Source organism: Paenibacillus naphthalenovorans, assembly GCF_900099895.1.
Classification (GTDB): domain Bacteria; phylum Bacillota; class Bacilli; order Paenibacillales; family NBRC-103111; genus Paenibacillus_G; species Paenibacillus_G naphthalenovorans.
The window spans coordinates 45684-62100 of record NZ_FNDY01000025.1 but is presented as its reverse complement, the minus strand read 5'-3'; the positions used below and the strand labels follow the sequence as shown (position 1 = coordinate 62100).

General features: G+C 47.3%; 14 protein-coding genes. 4 read left to right on the top strand and 10 right to left on the bottom strand.

Annotation, left to right across the window (positions count from 1 at the left end):
• Positions 1-82 precede the first annotated feature (82 nt).
• Positions 83-1006, top strand: a complete 924-nt coding sequence (locus BLT35_RS19415) for a phytanoyl-CoA dioxygenase family protein (protein ID WP_074729499.1) — start codon at positions 83-85, stop codon at positions 1004-1006.
• Positions 1007-1119: 113 nt separating this feature from the next.
• On the opposite strand, the gene BLT35_RS19410 is transcribed toward BLT35_RS19415, so the two are convergent.
• From BLT35_RS19410 to BLT35_RS19370, 9 genes are all read right to left on the bottom strand, one after another.
• Positions 1120-2142 (bottom strand): zinc-dependent alcohol dehydrogenase family protein, encoded by a 1023-nt coding sequence (locus BLT35_RS19410; protein ID WP_054817439.1) that lies wholly within the window; start codon positions 2140-2142, stop codon positions 1120-1122.
• A 27-nt stretch (positions 2143-2169) separates the two neighbouring features.
• Positions 2170-3213, bottom strand: a complete 1044-nt coding sequence (locus BLT35_RS19405) for an NAD(P)-dependent alcohol dehydrogenase (RefSeq protein ID WP_062409546.1) — start codon at positions 3211-3213, stop codon at positions 2170-2172.
• A gap of 27 nt (positions 3214-3240) precedes the next feature.
• Positions 3241-4209 carry a sugar ABC transporter substrate-binding protein gene (locus tag BLT35_RS19400; RefSeq protein ID WP_054817438.1) on the bottom strand — a complete coding sequence of 323 codons (969 nt, stop codon included), beginning with the start codon at positions 4207-4209 and terminating at the stop codon, positions 3241-3243.
• 59 nt (positions 4210-4268) lie between these two features.
• Positions 4269-5210 (bottom strand): ABC transporter permease, encoded by a 942-nt coding sequence (locus BLT35_RS19395; RefSeq protein ID WP_074729498.1) that lies wholly within the window; start codon positions 5208-5210, stop codon positions 4269-4271.
• A gap of 23 nt (positions 5211-5233) precedes the next feature.
• Positions 5234-6751: a sugar ABC transporter ATP-binding protein gene (locus BLT35_RS19390; RefSeq protein ID WP_074729497.1), complete on the bottom strand. Its 1518-nt coding sequence runs from the start codon at positions 6749-6751 to the stop codon at positions 5234-5236.
• A gap of 99 nt (positions 6752-6850) precedes the next feature.
• Positions 6851-8488 carry a response regulator transcription factor gene (locus BLT35_RS19385; RefSeq protein WP_074729496.1) on the bottom strand — a complete coding sequence of 546 codons (1638 nt, stop codon included), beginning with the start codon at positions 8486-8488 and terminating at the stop codon, positions 6851-6853.
• Entirely contained in the window at positions 8472-10274 is a 1803-nt protein-coding gene (locus BLT35_RS19380; RefSeq protein WP_074729495.1) for a sensor histidine kinase, read from the bottom strand. The genes BLT35_RS19385 and BLT35_RS19380 overlap by 17 nt, the downstream gene beginning before the upstream one ends.
• 223 nt (positions 10275-10497) lie before the next feature.
• Positions 10498-10752, bottom strand: coding sequence for a hypothetical protein (locus BLT35_RS27125; protein ID WP_062409551.1), 255 nt, complete (start codon positions 10750-10752; stop codon positions 10498-10500).
• A 15-nt stretch (positions 10753-10767) separates the two neighbouring features.
• On the bottom strand, positions 10768-11673 hold the full coding sequence (locus BLT35_RS19370) for a fumarylacetoacetate hydrolase family protein (RefSeq protein WP_062409552.1): 906 nt from the start codon (positions 11671-11673) through the stop codon (positions 10768-10770).
• A gap of 246 nt (positions 11674-11919) precedes the next feature.
• On the opposite strand from BLT35_RS19370, the gene BLT35_RS19365 reads away from it, so the two are divergent.
• The 3 genes from BLT35_RS19365 to BLT35_RS19355 all read left to right on the top strand — a co-directional run bounded on the left by BLT35_RS19365 (position 11920) and on the right by BLT35_RS19355 (position 14928).
• Complete coding sequence (locus BLT35_RS19365; RefSeq protein ID WP_054817433.1) at positions 11920-12636, top strand: FadR/GntR family transcriptional regulator; 717 nt, start codon at positions 11920-11922, stop codon at positions 12634-12636.
• A gap of 165 nt (positions 12637-12801) precedes the next feature.
• Positions 12802-13581 (top strand): alpha/beta fold hydrolase, encoded by a 780-nt coding sequence (locus BLT35_RS19360; RefSeq protein WP_062409553.1) that lies wholly within the window; start codon positions 12802-12804, stop codon positions 13579-13581.
• 72 nt (positions 13582-13653) lie between these two features.
• Positions 13654-14928, top strand: a complete 1275-nt coding sequence (locus tag BLT35_RS19355) for a metal-dependent hydrolase family protein (protein ID WP_062409554.1) — start codon at positions 13654-13656, stop codon at positions 14926-14928.
• Between the two features lie 502 nt (positions 14929-15430).
• Here the strand turns inward: BLT35_RS19355 and BLT35_RS19345 are convergent.
• The gene (locus BLT35_RS19345) at positions 15431-16411 is read right to left on the bottom strand and encodes a beta-ketoacyl-ACP synthase III (protein WP_054817431.1); all 981 of its coding nucleotides are present in this window, start codon (positions 16409-16411) and stop codon (positions 15431-15433) included.
• Positions 16412-16417 lie beyond the last annotated feature (6 nt).

Genomic DNA, 16417 nt, shown 5'->3' with positions numbered 1-16417 from the left:
TTGACATGAAATGCGTTTCATACATTAACCTGACACTGCAAGAGCATTTCACAATGCAGCCCAAATGAAGGAGGATAACGCTATGAAAAAAGAAGAAGTGCTGAACAATATCCTTGAAATTACCATTCCATTGAATCAACGCGTGAATAACGAGCCTCTCAAAGTGCTCAGTGAAGAGGATTGGAAGTTCTGGAAAGAAAACGGTTACGTGATTGTTTCAGAAGCCGTCCCGAAGGAGCATATCGATCGTTTAGTCGATCTGATTTGGGAGTTTGAAGAAAAGGACCCTAAGGATCCTTCTACCTGGTACACCGCTCCCCGGCGGGAAATGCAAATGAAAGAACTGATGAATACCGGTATGGTGGAGCTCTATAATCATCAGTATTTGTGGGACAACCGCATGTATGAAAAAGTATACCACGCCTTTGTCGATATATGGGGTACGGAAAAATTATGGGTAAGCATTGACCGCTGCAACCTCAATCTCCCGATAAAACCGGGGCATGATTACAAAAGCTTCATTCACTGGGACGTCAACACTTCGTTGAACCCGATTCCCGTAAATGTGCAGGGGGTTCTATCCCTTGTCGACACGGACGCTGAAATGGGTGGTTTCCAGTGCATTCCCGAGCTGTACAGGGATTTTCATGAATGGGTAAAAACACAGCCTGCGGACCGGGATCCGTATAAACCGGATACAACCGGATACACCCCGACCAAAGTGGTGACCAAAGCCGGTGATCTGCTGATATTCAACAGCATGCAGCCGCATGGCATCCGTCCAAACCACTCCACCAAACCGCGTCTAGCCCAATACATTTCCATGTTCCCTGCACAGGAGCATAATGAAGCGTTGATTCAATCGAGAATCGCTTCCTGGAGCGAAAGACTGACGCCTGAAGGATATGCCTTCCCGGGAGATCCCCGCCATTGGGAGCGGACCAAATATGACCGGGCTGTACTTACACCATTAGGCGAAAAATTGCTGGGCAGCAGAAAATGGTAATCGGCAGGTAGCCTTCGAATCGCCGGATAACAACAAGAGAGCCAACTGAAAGTTACCGATCAGTGGCTCTCCAGATTTACCGGGAAAACAACATGCGATGAACGTCTATCCCATCATTGGACATCGACTACAACCTTGATATGGCCTCTTCCCGTTTCGACCTGCTCAATCGCCTTGCCGAAATCTTCAAGCTTGAACCGGTGAGTAATCAATCCGTCAGTCTTCACGATCCCGTTACGGATAAAGGCGATCGCACGGTCAAAGCAATGCGTTTGCGCAAAGGATCCGATGATTTTCAGTTCTTTCCTGAATACCTCGTAAGGACTAATCGTGATCTCATCGCTGACAGAAGCTACGCCGTAAATGACAATCTTGGCTCCCATTTTGGCGAACTTGGGCATTTGCTGAATCACTTCCTTTGCCCCTGTAGCGTCGATCACCATATCAAAGCCCTTGGGAAATTTCTCAAAAAGCTTGCTTTCATGCGCCGCATAGTCGCTGCGGTTCATCACAACCGTCTCATCAGCGCCCAGTTCCTTGACTACGGCCAATTTTCGTTCATCCGATGCCACCACAACGAGATTTGCCGCTCCCGCATGCTTTAATAGCTGCGCCAAAATGATGCCCGTCGGTCCCGTTCCGAACAGGAGGATATCATCCCCCGGTTTGACATCCATCATATCCAAACCGTGTACGGCGCATGCCGTCGGCTCGACCAGAACGCCCTGGTCATAAGACAAATCGCCTAAGTGAAATACTTTATCATGGTTGACCGCCACATACTCGGCAAACCCTCCGGGGCCGTTTACGCCTAACGAGTAAAAGTTCTCGCAGTAAAGCGGCTGGTTGCGCCTGCAGTAATAACAATGCCCGCACAGCTCCGTATTGTCCGCACAAACCCTGTCCCCGGGCTTAAAACCGGTCACATCCTTGCCCACCGCTGCAATTTCACCCACAAACTCATGACCGGGAATCAGGGGAAAGCCTGCCATAAATTCCCCATGATGGAGGTGAATATCTGTGCGGCAAACACCGCAGGAATGAACTTTAAGCAGCACCTGATGATCCTTCACCACAGGATCGGCTGTTTCACGAACGGAAAAATCCATAGCTTTATTATAATAAACGGCTTTCATCGGGCATCCCCTTTCGATATAAAACAATTATGGGCAAATGATGATCTTTAACGTGCTGTTTTTCTCTTTGATCGCTTTTTCAAAAGCCGCCGCCGTTTGCTCCAGAGTCATATAATCGGTGATGACCGGCCCCAGATCAATATCATCATCGGCCAGTAAGGCTACGCCGGTCGGATACGTATTGCAGTAACGGAAAACGCCGTAAATATCGATTTCATTATCAACAATATAAGGGATGCTCAGAGGCGTTTCGCTTTCCTGCGGAAGACCCACCAGAACGACCCGGCCGCCACGGCGGACGGAGCGCAGCGCAGCTTGTGCCGCTTTTCCGTTCCCCGCCGTTTCAATCGCCAGATCCGCTTTTTGTTCATGCGTGATCCGGTTGATCGCCTCGATCGCATCCTCTTTCCGAAGATGAACCACATCCGTCGCCCCCATCTGCAGCGCCCGTTCCAAACGAAACGGCTCCAGGTCCACGCCTATAATCCGTTTGGCGCCGGCGGCTTTGGCTGCTGCCAAAGCAAGAATGCCGATCGGTCCCATACCCATGATCACAACGGTTTCTCCGGGCTTTAAACGGCCTCTTCGTACAGCATGCAGCCCTACGGAGAAAGGCTCGATGAGGGCGGCCCTTTCATAACTCATGTGATCGGGTACCGGATACAGAAAGTCGGCACGGATCGCGATATATTCACAAAAAGCGCCGTCGTAAGGAGGTGTAGCTAAAAATTCGACCTTGGGACATAAATTATAATGGCCCGATTTGCAATGATGACAGCGTCCGCAGGTGACCCCCGGCTCTATCGTTACCCTCTGGCCTACCGTTAGATGACGGACGTCGCTGCCTAACGAAACGATTTCACCGGCCGCTTCATGTCCGAGGATCATTGGCTTTCCCACCACATAGGGACCGATTTTTCCATGTTCATAGTAATGGACATCCGACCCGCACAGGCCAACCGCTTTAATCCGAACCAGCGCCTCGTCTTTGGACGGAATGGGGATATCCCATTCCTGGATTTCAATCTTTCCGGGCTTTACCAATACAGCCGCTTTCATTTTCCCCTGCATTCTGCTCCACCCTCACTGGTTATCCCCTTATTTTTTGAATTCGCTTAAATTCTCTTTTGTCACCAATTGGAAAGGAATGTAGTTCATGTGTTCGACGGATTCGCCTTTAGCCGCCTGGATCGCCAGTTCTACCGCCTTACTGCCTTGACCGTGCGAATCCTGGAATACCGTAGCGGCCAGTTGCCCCGCTTCGACAGATTTGAGCGCATCCGGAATGGCATCGATCCCTACCACCAGAATATCGTCTGCTTTCTTGGCCGCCTCGATCGCTTTGTATGCGCCCAAAGCCATTTCGTCATTTTGTGCGACAACCGCATCGATGTCTTTATGCGTTTGCAGCCAGTTTTCCATCAGATTTAACGCTTGTGCGCGGTCCCAATTCGCTGTCTGCTCCGCAAGAACCTTAATATCCGGATATTGGGTCAGCACTTCTTTATTGCCTTCCGTCCGGCTGATCTCTGCAGAGTTGCCATTCGGTCCATGAATAATCACCACATTTCCCTTACCGCCTAATTGATCGGCGATAAACTGCATTTGAAGCTTACCTGCGACCACATCGTCCGATCCCGAAAAGGCTGTCGCTTTATCCAGATTGGATACTTGGGAGTTGACGACAATCACCGGAATTTTGGCGGCTACCGCAAGATCTACGGCAGGGGCGGCACCATTCTTGTCATAAGGGTTAAGAATGATGGCGTCGACTTGTCTGTTGATAAAATTTTCAATTTGGGCAATCTGATTCTCGGATTTCCCCTGACCATCCGCTTCCAGAAGCTCTACTCCCTTCTCATTGGCTTTATCCCTCACTGCGTTTTGAATGTTGATGGCAAATTCATTTTGCAGGTTTTGATAGGAAACGCCTATCGTCAATTTCTTTTCTCCGCTGTTTCCATCGGAGCCCGCTCCGCCTGATGCGGATCCACCGCCCCCTCCGCATGCAGACAATACACCGGCCAGCAGAACCATCGGAAGGAATAAAGCTTTCATCTTGTTCATCGTTATACCCCCATTATTCAGTAAAGTTTTATTTATACCGTCATGCGACGCGTATACACTTAATGGCTTTTCTTATCCAAAAGTACGGCCAGCACAATAATAACGCCCTTTACAATCTGCTGGTAATAGGAAGACACATTGAGCAGATCCAACCCATTGTTCATAATTCCGATAATCAGCACACCGATAACTGTCCCTACGATTGTTCCTCTTCCGCCGGCGAGACTGGTGCCTCCAATAACGACGGCGGCGATGGCATCCAATTCATAGCCTATTCCCAATACAGGCGAACCCGTCATGACCCTCGAGGAGAGAAGAATGCCGGCCAGCCCTGCAGCCAAACCCGAGATCGCATATACCGCAACTTGAACATAATTCACATTGACGCCGGACAATCTGGCTGCATGCTCGTTGCCCCCGGCCGCATACACATGGCGCCCGAACTTGGTAATATGCAGGATAAAAATGCCCAGCAGAATCACAAGAATAAAGATGAGTACCGGAATCGGAATCCCGGCCACATATCCTCCCCCCATCCGGTTATAGCTGTCATTAAGATTGATGATCGGTCGGCCGTCGGTATACACCATGGTCAGTCCCCTTGCAGCCGTCATCATCCCCAGGGTAACGATAAAAGGAGCGACATTCCAACGTGAAATGATGATTCCGTTAATCCCTCCAAGCAGCAACCCGGCCAATAAACCTAAGGCAACAGGCACAATGAGAGGATAGGCATCGCCTTGTGCAAAGCTGCTGGCGACCACGGCCGAAAAGGCAAGAATCGAACCTACAGATAGATCGATCCCGCCTCGAATAATGACGAAGGTCATACCCACCGCTATAATTCCGCTAATGGATGCCTGCCTCAAAATATTGAAAATATTTTGCACGGTCAAAAAAGACGATGAAGTGATGGATAAGATGATAACCAACAATAAAAAGGCTGCATAAATACCGTATTTGGCCAGAAATCTGCCCATATACTCCCTGTTCAATACCATACCGGACTTCCCCCTAACGATAATCAAACGATGCTTCGCTCTTTTTCAAAGCCTGCGGCACAGGCCATGATCTTTTCCTGATCGAATTCCTCCCGCAGAAATTCTCCTGTTATTTTTCCTTCGTGAAGAACGATAATGCGGTCGCTCATCCCGAGCAATTCCGGCATTTCCGACGAAATCATGATAATGGCTTTTTGCTCATTGGCCAGTTGGCTGATGATTTTGTAAATCTCCGCCTTCGATCCTACATCAATTCCCCTTGTCGGTTCGTCCAGAATCAGAAGGTCCGGATTGCACAAAAGCCATTTCGCCAGCACTACTTTCTGTTGATTGCCTCCGCTTAACGTGTTGACCATGGTATTGCGGTTTGAGGCTTTAATATTTAAATATTTCATCTGGTGATCAACCGTTTGCTTTTCTTCCTTGAAATTTATAATTTGCCTGAACCTTGTAAACTTTTTCAGATTCGCCAAGGTCGTGTTATCCTTGACGGAAAACTTGAGATTAAGCCCGAAAAGCTTCCGGTCCTCCGTTACCAGCGAGATACCGTTGGAGATGGCACTGCCGGGGTTAGACATATCGACTTTCTTTTGTTTGACATAAATTTCGCCTGCGTCGGCTTTATAAGCTCCAAAGATGGTTTCCACCAGTTCCGTTCTTCCCGCTCCCATTAATCCGGCGATGCCCAAGATTTCTCCCTGGCGTACATGAAGATGGATATTGCTAAACTTCCCTTTGCGGGTCAAGCCCTTCACTTCCAGGTACGTTTCGCCGATACGCGAAGACTGCTTGACATACATGTCCTTCAAATCTCTGCCGACCATCAGGGAGATCAACTGCTGCTGGTTTAATTCCTCCGTCGGGCGGGTCGCGATATACCGGCCATCCCTTAACACGGTAATCGCATCGCAAACCTTATAAATCTCGTTCATTTTATGGGAGATATAAATGATCGATTTGCCTTGGCCGGTCAGCTTCCTGATGATCTCATACAGCTTATCGACCTCGCGGTCTGTAATCGCCGATGTCGGCTCATCCATAATGATAATGTTTGCATTATATGATATCGCTTTCACAATTTCGACCATTTGCATTTCCGCTACACTCAGCTCGACCAGCTTCTTATCCGGATTGATATCCATACCCACGGACTGGAACAGCTCGCGCGTTCTGGCCTTCAGCTCTTGGGTATTGACAATGCCCAGCTTATAGCACGGTTCTCTCCCGATAAAAATATTTTCCGCTATAGTCATATCCAAAATGGAATTCAATTCCTGATGAATCATGCTGATTCCGTGATTCATCGCATCCAACGGCCGGTTAAAAAACACTTTTCGGCCGTTCAGGATAATATCTCCGCTATCGGGCTGCTCCACGCCAGCCAGGATTTTCATCAAGGTGGATTTGCCCGCCCCGTTCTCCCCCATCAGAGCATGCACTTCGCCTTTTTTTATATGTAAAGAGACTTGGTCCAGCGCTACGATCCCCGGGAATGTCTTGCAAATATTTTTCATTTGCAGAACGTATTGATGTTCATCCATCGCTCTTCGCTCCTTGTTTAAGGATATTTAGATTATATGTTCAATTCCGCGATATGGACATGTAGAAACTTCGGAAAAAACATTGAATTTTTTCGGTTGTTATATTTGGTCTGCATATTCCTTAAAGGAAAGTCCCGTCGACTTCTTGAATACGGTCGAAAAATAAACGGGATCCTTAAACCCGACCAATAAAGCCACATTCACCGCTTTCATTTTCTGTCCCGCCAGAAGCTCCTTAGCCTTGTCGATCCTGACTTGAATCAAATATTTTTTGAACGAACAACCCGTCTCCTGTTTGAACAGTTCGCTAAAGTAGGTGCGGTTCATATAAAATTTCTGGGCCATAAAATCAAGCGACAAATCTTCATAAAAGTAGTGATCAATATATTCCTTTGCCTGTTCAATCAGCTTTTTGGTTTGACCGTTTTTATTTTTCGGACTATCCGCATCATTCAGCAAGGCGATCAAACCGTACTTCAGATCGTCAATATTCGTATACTTAGACACCCATTCGTTAAAGGCCGGATGATCCGGAGCAGCTTGGCCATGCGAACGAAGCGGCATCTGCTGCACTTTTTCCTCCATCATCCGGTAAATCCGTGCGGCCGCTTTCTTATACATCCGAAGATCGTCATTATACCGGGACTTCAATTGCAAAAAAAGATGATGAATCGCACGGGTCAATCCTTTCCAATCCCTTTTCGCCATGAGTTCGCCCCATTCCAAAGCCGCTTCAGAGCTCCATAGGCTTGACTCCGCATCGGCTGCCTCCGGTTGAAGATCCTCATAAAAGAGAAGGCGCGATGCCTTACCGTCCTGTTGTTCATGCCATACGTACGAGAGTTGTTTATATATTTGATGAACCTCCGTGATTTCGCTGAACGCTTGGCTGACCGAAATATGAATATGCCATTTATTGTACTTTTCAATATTCAAGATGGTCTTCCGGAATATTTCCTGTACTTGATGGCGAATGTTTTCCTTTTCTTCGAATCCGAGCAGGCAAATATATTCATTTTCTCTCAGCTCGCTCTTAAAGCCGATAAAGCGTTGAGCATATCCCGTACTTTCCGTCATCACGTTCTCCAGAGCGAAAAAAACAAGCGAAACGTCACTTCGATAATACCGCTTGATTTGTTCGAAATCGATGATATTAATCATCGCAAGCAGGTAATGAGGATATGTCAGCTTGACATGCAATAAAGCTAGTTTTTTAAGCAATTCCGAACAATCCATATAAACGCCCCGTACCAGTGTGTTTAACAAATTGCGTTTAAAATAGGGGATGCTTTGATTGAGCAGCAGATTTTGCTGCATCCTCTCCTGTTTTTTTTGCCTGTCAGCCTTGATGTTGTCCATGGCCTGGATCAGCGCTTTCTCCAGCTCTTCTTTTATGATCGGTTTTAACAAATAATCGGTTGCTCCGCACCTTAATGCCTGCTTCACATACTCGAAATCGGAATATCCGCTTAATACGATCACTTCGATCGCCGGAAACTGTCTTTTCAATATTTCCAGAAACGCCATACCGCCCATACCGGGCATCCGCATATCAAGCAGGATAATATCGGGTCTCTCCAGCCGGATGGCCTCATAGGCTTCTTCAGCATTTTGTGCCTGCCCCATCAGATTCATTCCCAAATAGCCCCATGGAATTTTACCGATTAAACTCCGTCTGACCGCAATTTCGTCCTCTACAATAAATACGTTGATATGCTGATTATTTTGTCCCGTCATCAAGTTCCCCCCCGTCATCGATGCGCTTCACCGCCGGAATGTTGATCGTGATCGTTGTTCCTTCTCCTTGTATGCTGTTAATATGAAAGGTAACCTCATCCCCAAAAACAATGCGCAGTCTCGTGTATACGTTCTTGAGTCCCAAATGTCTTGCCGAAGTAAAGTCAGCATAAGTGTTGGACGACTGGCGTTTATATTGTTCAAAATCTTTCAATTTATCGGTATCAAAACCGACGCCATTATCCGTTATTTCGATTTCGATCCGTTTCTCGTATTTTTTAGCGGACAGTTTGATAAACCCTTTTCCCAGCTTCTTCTCCACCCCGTGCTTAATCGAGTTTTCCAATAACGGCTGCAGGACCATTTTGACGATCATGTAGGAGCCTACCTCCGGATCTACATCCCAGTCCACGATCAATTGGTCTTCAAACCGGCTTTTCAAAATCAGAAAGAAATGCCGGCAATGTTCCAACTCGGCGGAAAGTTGAACATGCTCCCGATTCAAATCGATGTTATAGCGCAGCATTTTACTTAACGATTGGGTAATCTCAGAGATTTGCGTTACCCCTTCATAATCGGCAATCCCATTGATCACCTCCAACGTATTGTAGAGAAAATGAGGATTGATCTGCATCAGTAAAGCCTTAAGCTCCGCGTCCTTCTTATGAAGCTCCGTTTCGTATTGAATTTTAATCAAATGGTTGATGGTGTCTACCATGGTATGAAAGCTGTTGTTTAATTGATTGATTTCTTTACTGACGTTCACCATGTTTTCCCTACGGACATTAAAGTTTCCCCGCTCCACCCTGGACATTAAACTGTTCAGCTTCTTGATCGGTTTGATCATGTAAATGGAAAGGAAATAAGACAGGATCAGCACCAGAAGCATGGACAGACAGCTGACGATGATCGTCATATTGCGTAAATCCTTGATCGCCTCGGTCAGCGCAGAAAGCGGGACCGAACCTACCACGTACAAGCTGCCGCCCGCCGCTCTGTTAAAGGTGACGACGACATCCTGGCCCTTTATTTGTTCAATAAAGGTATCGGCGCTGATTCGATTAAAGCGTTCCAACAGGCTTCTGTCCGCCTTTTTGCCGATTAAAGCATTGTTCGAATGATACAGAAGGGTCCCATCCTTCTTGATGACCTGCGTTACGCCTCCGCTTCGGTATTCGATTTGTTTGAACATGGATGAGAAGGAGGATAACGTTTTATCATAGCTAATATAGCCGATCCTCCGGTTCGTATTGGGATCCATAATCGCCCTGGACGCGGTGAAGCTGTAGATCCCGTTAATATCCAGCTGATGCAAATCGAAAATAAGCTCATCGCTTGTGTTTTCCTTCATTCTTTGCTGCCATGCCAGCTCTGCCGGTGAACTATAGGCATGTGTGTATGTATTTTTATGGAGCGCCTTGTCAATAAGCCGGCCATTGTCCGAATAAACTCTTATACTGACATACTCATCGCCCGATGCCACGGTGGAGGTAACATACCTTCTGATCTTGAGCAGATTCTCCGGACTGAAAATATCACGGGAATTATCATATTTATCCATTAATGTATGATTTTGTAATAAAACAGAGGAAAATATCGTGGATTTATCCTCTATTTCTCTTATATAGAAGTTGATGTTTCTGTTTATCGCTTCTAATAAAAGATCGTTATTCCGTCTCGCTTCCTGAACGATCGCCAAAGAAGCAATTTGATAAGAAAGCGCTCCCACGATAAGAAGAGGAAGCAGATTGATGCCTAAATAAGTGATGAAAAGCTGATACTGCATACTCCTCCTATGGAAAAAACGGCTCATCAAACGGCGCAATACGGTCATATATTCCCCCCTTTTCACTGCTTCAAACCGGAAACGCTGATGCCAAAAACCATTATACCATTTTTGCCCCGCGGCGGGGACATAGGGGCGGCAAAAAGCCCCTCTTCTTGGCCTATGCCGTAAGAGGGGCTTTCCAACGGATTCATTGTACGATGCATTGGCAAATGCTTCCGGGCTATAATTCAAAGAAGCCTTCCAATCCATTATCAACTCGCGCTGCGGGTATGCTTTCATCCCAATCACATTGAACAATGTTACTGCATTTCACCCGATGTACATCCATGCCTTGCTTTTCGCTATAACAGGTTTCAAGAATACGGTACCTGATATTATACGGCGAGCACTTCGGGCAAAAGCCCTTTGCGATGGCTTGCAGTTCCTCATCCGAGTAACCGCTGGTCATTTCGGCAAGCAGAATCGTATCCAACATGACATTCACCTTTCTTTAAGATATGACATTGCTTAATACCCCGATTTTTTCAATTTCCACTTCTACCCGATCGCCCGGATTCAAAAATTTTGGCGGCTGAAAGCCAAGGCCCACGCCTTTCGGGGTTCCCGTGGCAATAATATCGCCCGGTTTTAACGTTATTCCGCTGGAGAGCGTTTTAATCATGGCAGGAATGTCAAAAATGAGATATTCGGTATTGGAATGTTGTCTTATTTCTCCGTTGACTCTGCATTGAATATCCAATTTGACGGGAGCCGGAATTTCGTCAGCGGTAACTAAATAAGGTCCCATAGGTCCGAAGGTATCGAGACTTTTTCCCAAAAACCATTGACTGTGTTTTTTTTGCAGGTCACGCGCCGTGACATCGTTAATGATCGTATAGCCGAAAATATAATCATAGGCGTCGGCTTCGGAAATATTCGTGCCCTCCTTTCCGATCACAATCGCAAGCTCGGCTTCATAGTCGATTTGTTTCGTCACATCCGAATGGCTTTTGATTGGCTTGTTCGGTCCAATGACGGTTGTCGTCGCTTTACTGAAAACAATCGGATGCTGAGGAATATGTTTCGCTTCCTCCATAGCGTCCGTATACTCAAGCGCATGCTCCCTATAATTTAGACCAAGGCAAATGATATCTCGTCTGGGGAAAGGAATAGGAGCTTCAAGCACAATGTCAGAGAGCGGTAAGGCATGGTCCCCGCCGTCTTGGAGCAGACGGTTGATTTCTTTCAGACGGGAATAGGCCTCCCCGGTTTCAATCACTTCAATTAAACTTCCGGGCAATAAAGTTTCCTCAAAAAGCCGCTTTTCCGCTTCTTGCGCATCCACGACGGATTGTCCGTTTTGCGTTAGAAAGCCATACTTTAATTGCCCGGCGTGAGTAAATGATGTTAAGTACATGCTAAATCCTCCCTGGTCTTTAATCATAGTCGAGCGGCCAATCGTACAATTGGCCTAACCAATAATGTATTCATATCTTAGAGCATTCCCCCGCTTTTAGTCAAGCGTCTTTTATATAAATTCAAATCGTTTGCTGCTTATAGCGAATTGACGATAGGATCATACTATAGATATAATTAATAATTATTTCAATAACCGGACTCATTTGAAAGCATCATTGGTAAGACCATGAGGGGAGACTATGTAATGGCGGAATTTGAACTTGCCTTTTTTCCTGTAGGTGAAAATAAAGCTTTTCTTGAAATTGCAAATCAAATCAGAGATCACATAGAAAAAGGCGCGCTAAAAGTGGGAAACCGCTTGCCTTCCGAACGGGAGCTGGCAGAGAAATTCCAAACCAGCCGGGCAACAGTCAGGGAAGCCCTGCGCGCACTTGAAATCATCGGTGTCATTGAAAGCCATGTCGGACAAGGAACCTTCGTTAAAAACGCCAATTTTTCAAGCATGGATGGCTTATTCGCCGAGATCTCGAAGCAGACGAGTCCTTCCGAGGTGTTTGAAGTCCGAATGGCCTTCGAACCCTATCTCGCACATTTGGCTGCACTTCGCGCCACGCAAGAAGATCTACAGCAATTAAAACAAAATATGGATCAGTTGAATCAAGCGATAGAAGATGCCGATATTCGCCAATTTGAACAATTGGACGGCCAATTTCATCATATGATCGCCGTCTCCTCCAAAAATTCATTTCTCCTTTACATTATGAACATCGTGAATAACGTTCGTTCGGAAAAGCTATGGGGAACATTGAAAGAAAAGAGCTTAAATCCGGAGCGAATGAAAACATACAGTGCACAGCATTTTGAAATTTATCAAGCGATAAGCGAACGTGATGCCCGCAGAGCGGAAATTGTCGCTTTGGAGCATTTAAAAACGGTAAGAAGCAATATGCTGGAACAATAGCTTTTCACTTAAACAAGCTGCCATGTCTCTGTCATGGAGCTTGTTTTTTATTTTTTTATTGACGGAAGGATAGGCGTCGTTTACTATAGGGGTAGATATTGGTTAAACCAATTTGTTGTTTTGGAATAACCAATTTTGAAAAATACGATTTCGGGGAGGTATGAGATGTTAGGCCAGGTCAATGATTTGAAAGTTAACTATGAAAGTAAAGGCGACGGTGACGTCATTGTCTTCGTCCACGGCCTGGGAGGCAGTCTCCATATCTGGAACAGCCAGACAACGGTTTGCTCTAGGTATTATAGAACGCTTTCCTACGATTTGCGCGGGTCCGGGCGAACCGGTCTTTCACAGTGCGAGTATTCGATCGAGCTGTGGGTTTCTGATCTAAAGGAATTGCTGCTGCGCGAAAACATTGAGGCGGCACATTTGGCAGGCCATTCGCTGGGAACCCTTGTTGTTCAGCATTTTGCGGTCTCCTATCCGCACATGGTCAAAAGTCTGACGCTCGTAGGAGGTTTTACCGAGCCCTCGGAGGCGGCCAGGAAAGGAATTTACGATCGCTCCGATGTGGTCCGTACCAATGGAATGGACGCTGTTGCCGATGCCATTATCGAAGGCGGTTTCTCTTCCTATTCCAAGCATACGAACAGCGCTTTAATCGGATTGGCCAAGGATCTGCTGCTGCGCAATCATCCGGAAGCGTATGCGGCTTCCTGCAGAGCGCTCGCCCAAGCGCAGGCGATCGACCACTCCAAAGTCGAGGCCCCCGTTCTGCTTATTGTCGGTGATGAGGATAAGGTGAGTCCTCTTTCGATGTCAAAGCTCATGAGCCGGCGTTTCCCCAGAGCGCAGCTGGAAATTATACCGAATTGCGGACATTGGGCTACGATCGAAATGCCTGATGCCGTCAACAAAAGCCTTCTCAATTTCCTGTCCACACTTTAATGCCGGTTTCCCTGATTGTAAGAATAAAATCTCATTCGCATGCTATTCCATTTCATGAAAGGGGTTACAAATATGAAAGCTGTATTGCTCCGCAACGGTTTATTAATCGATGGTACGGGAAAAGATGCGCAGGCGGGAATGGATGTCCTGATTGAAGGCCATCAAATCACCTCGATAGGCACTCATCTTTCTCTTCCCGTCCATTACGATCCGGCCGATGTCGACGTGATTGAACTGGACGGCAAAACCATCATGCCCGGTATGACAGAAGCCCACACCCACTTCACATGGCAAAACTCCCTTTATATTCAAGATATCGATTTCAAACCTCTTGAGGAAACCATGCTTGGTTGTTATTTAAACGCTCAAACGATGATTAAAAGCGGTTTTACTTCTTGTGTAAGCGCTGCCGCGAGAGGACGGGTAGACATTGCCCTTCGGGATGCCATTAATCAGGGGCTGATTGTCGGGCCCCGGATGCTGGCCAATGGAGCCGAGATTTCCGCAACCGGAAGCTTTGTCGATCTGCATCCGAATCATGTCCATGTTTCCGGTCTCTCTATTTTTGCCGATGGCGAGGATGCGGTTCGGCGAACCGTAAGAAGCTTGCTCAAGGAAGGAGCCGATCTGGTTAAGCTGAATGTAAGCGGCGAGAGTCTGACTCCGCACGCCCGGAGTGAAATGACGCTCTATACGTTGAAGGAAGTACGGGCAGCGGTCGAAGAAGCGCACGCCAGAGGAAAACGGGTATATACTCATGCGCGTTCATCCGATTCCGTGAAGATTTGTGTAGAAGCCGGGGTAGACATTATCGGACATGCCGATTTCATCGATGATGAAGCGTTTGAAATGCTTGTTGAACATAAGAACCGTTTATTCGTAGTCCCCGCATTGAACTGGCTTGTCTCCACATTAGAGCATGGGGCCCAATATTTCGGCCAGGAAGCTATAGATGCAACCGGATACAAGGAAGGATTGGAAATTGCCTTGTCGAATATGAATCGCCTTTACAAAGCCGGAGTTCGAATATTGCCGGGCGGCGACTATGGATTTAAATGGTGCCCTCACGGCGGCTATGCCCGGGATCTCGAACACTTTGTCAAACTGGTCGGGATGACGCCCATGGATGCCATTGTCTCCGCCACGAAATACGGCGGCCAGGTTATGCTGATGGAGGATAAAATCGGAACGATTGAGGCGGGTAAGCTTGCCGATATTCTGGTCGTAGACGGTAACCCGCTCGATAATATCTCCATACTCCAGGATCATGACAAACTCCATGTGGTCATGAAGGACGGAGCCTATATAGTGAACAAGCTTCCAATCAGACAAGTTCAAGGCGCATAAAAAGAAAGGAAGAAGGGGCTGTCCCATAAGTCAACCTGATGGAGTAACTGGATGACCGAGGGACGGCTCTTATGTTCCATGAAAAAAACGACTACATGACAAGGGTTGGGAACCCTTGCCAAGGCCATCGCCGTCAGATCTCTGTTACGCTGATTTTCAGCGCACCGAAGGCGGCTTTTGTTTCCTGAACAAGGATGTGATCCGCTTGTGCAATCGATTATATTATTGTTACCGCAATGAAGTGAGACGGCATACAGATCAAATCAAGGCTTTACTGGAAGCAGATAAGCACGACTATAGTTTGCAAGCAACGAATTGCATGAAGCTGTGCATGATATGCGAACACCGGCATCTTCTTGCAGTAAATGATGCGTTGTGCGTTGCCAAAGATATGGACGAACTTATCGCGTGTATCCTGCAAAAAATAGAACATCCTTAAATCAGTATATCTCTTCACCGGCATGTGATGAAGAATGATAACGTTCGAATGCCCGCCGCACCTCTAGTATTTCAATAACGCGGATCCCCAGCCCAATCCTCCGCCGAAAGCGGCCATCGCCACCATATCGCCGCGTTTGATTTTGCCCGTTTTGACGGAATGATCCATAGCCAGCGGGACCGTAGCCGCCGAGTTATTTCCGTAATATCGGATCGTGCTGATCATCTTCTCGTGCGGAACGTCCAGGGTTCTTCCGACGGCGTCAATAATCCTCTGATTGGCTTGATGAGGAATCACCCAGTCCACCTGATCCAAAGTCAAGCCGCTGTGCTCCAGCGTCTCTTTAATGCTTTGGCTCATGAGTGTTACGGCAAGCCGGAAGATCCTGTTGCCGTTCATCAAAATCTTGTATTTGGTTTCCTCACTGTGCGGCTGAGGATGCCTGCTGCCCCCTCCCGGTACGATCGCCGCATCAAAATATTCTCCGTTCGAATGAATCGCGGAATGAATAATGCCATCCGGGGAGGCTTCATCACCGGCAGACAGCACAAAAGCTCCGGCGCCGTCGGAGAACAAAATACAAGTGGAGCGGTCCGTGTAATCTGTAATTCTGGATAACGTATCGGCGCCGACCACCAGAGCATGCCTGCATGACCCGGATTTGATGAACTTCTCCGCAACATGCAAAGCGGCAATAAATCCGGTACAGGCGAGATGAACATCGAACGCTGCAATGCTGCGGCACCCTAACCGATGCTGAAGCTGACAAGCGACCGGCGGGAAAGGATGATCGGGAGTTTCCGTAGCCACAATGATCAGGTCGATGTCGGAGGCCTGCAGCCCGGCATCCCCGATCGCCTCCGCCGCCGCAAAAAAGGCCAGATCCGAAGTAGCCTGATCAGGCGATGCAATCCTTCTTTCGGAGATGCCGGTACGCTCCACTATCCAATCGTCTGAAGTATCTACGATCTTCTCCAGCTCACTATTCGTCAGTATGTTTTCCGGGACATAAGATCCCACTCCGCTAACCCTGGCTCTGGACATGATGGA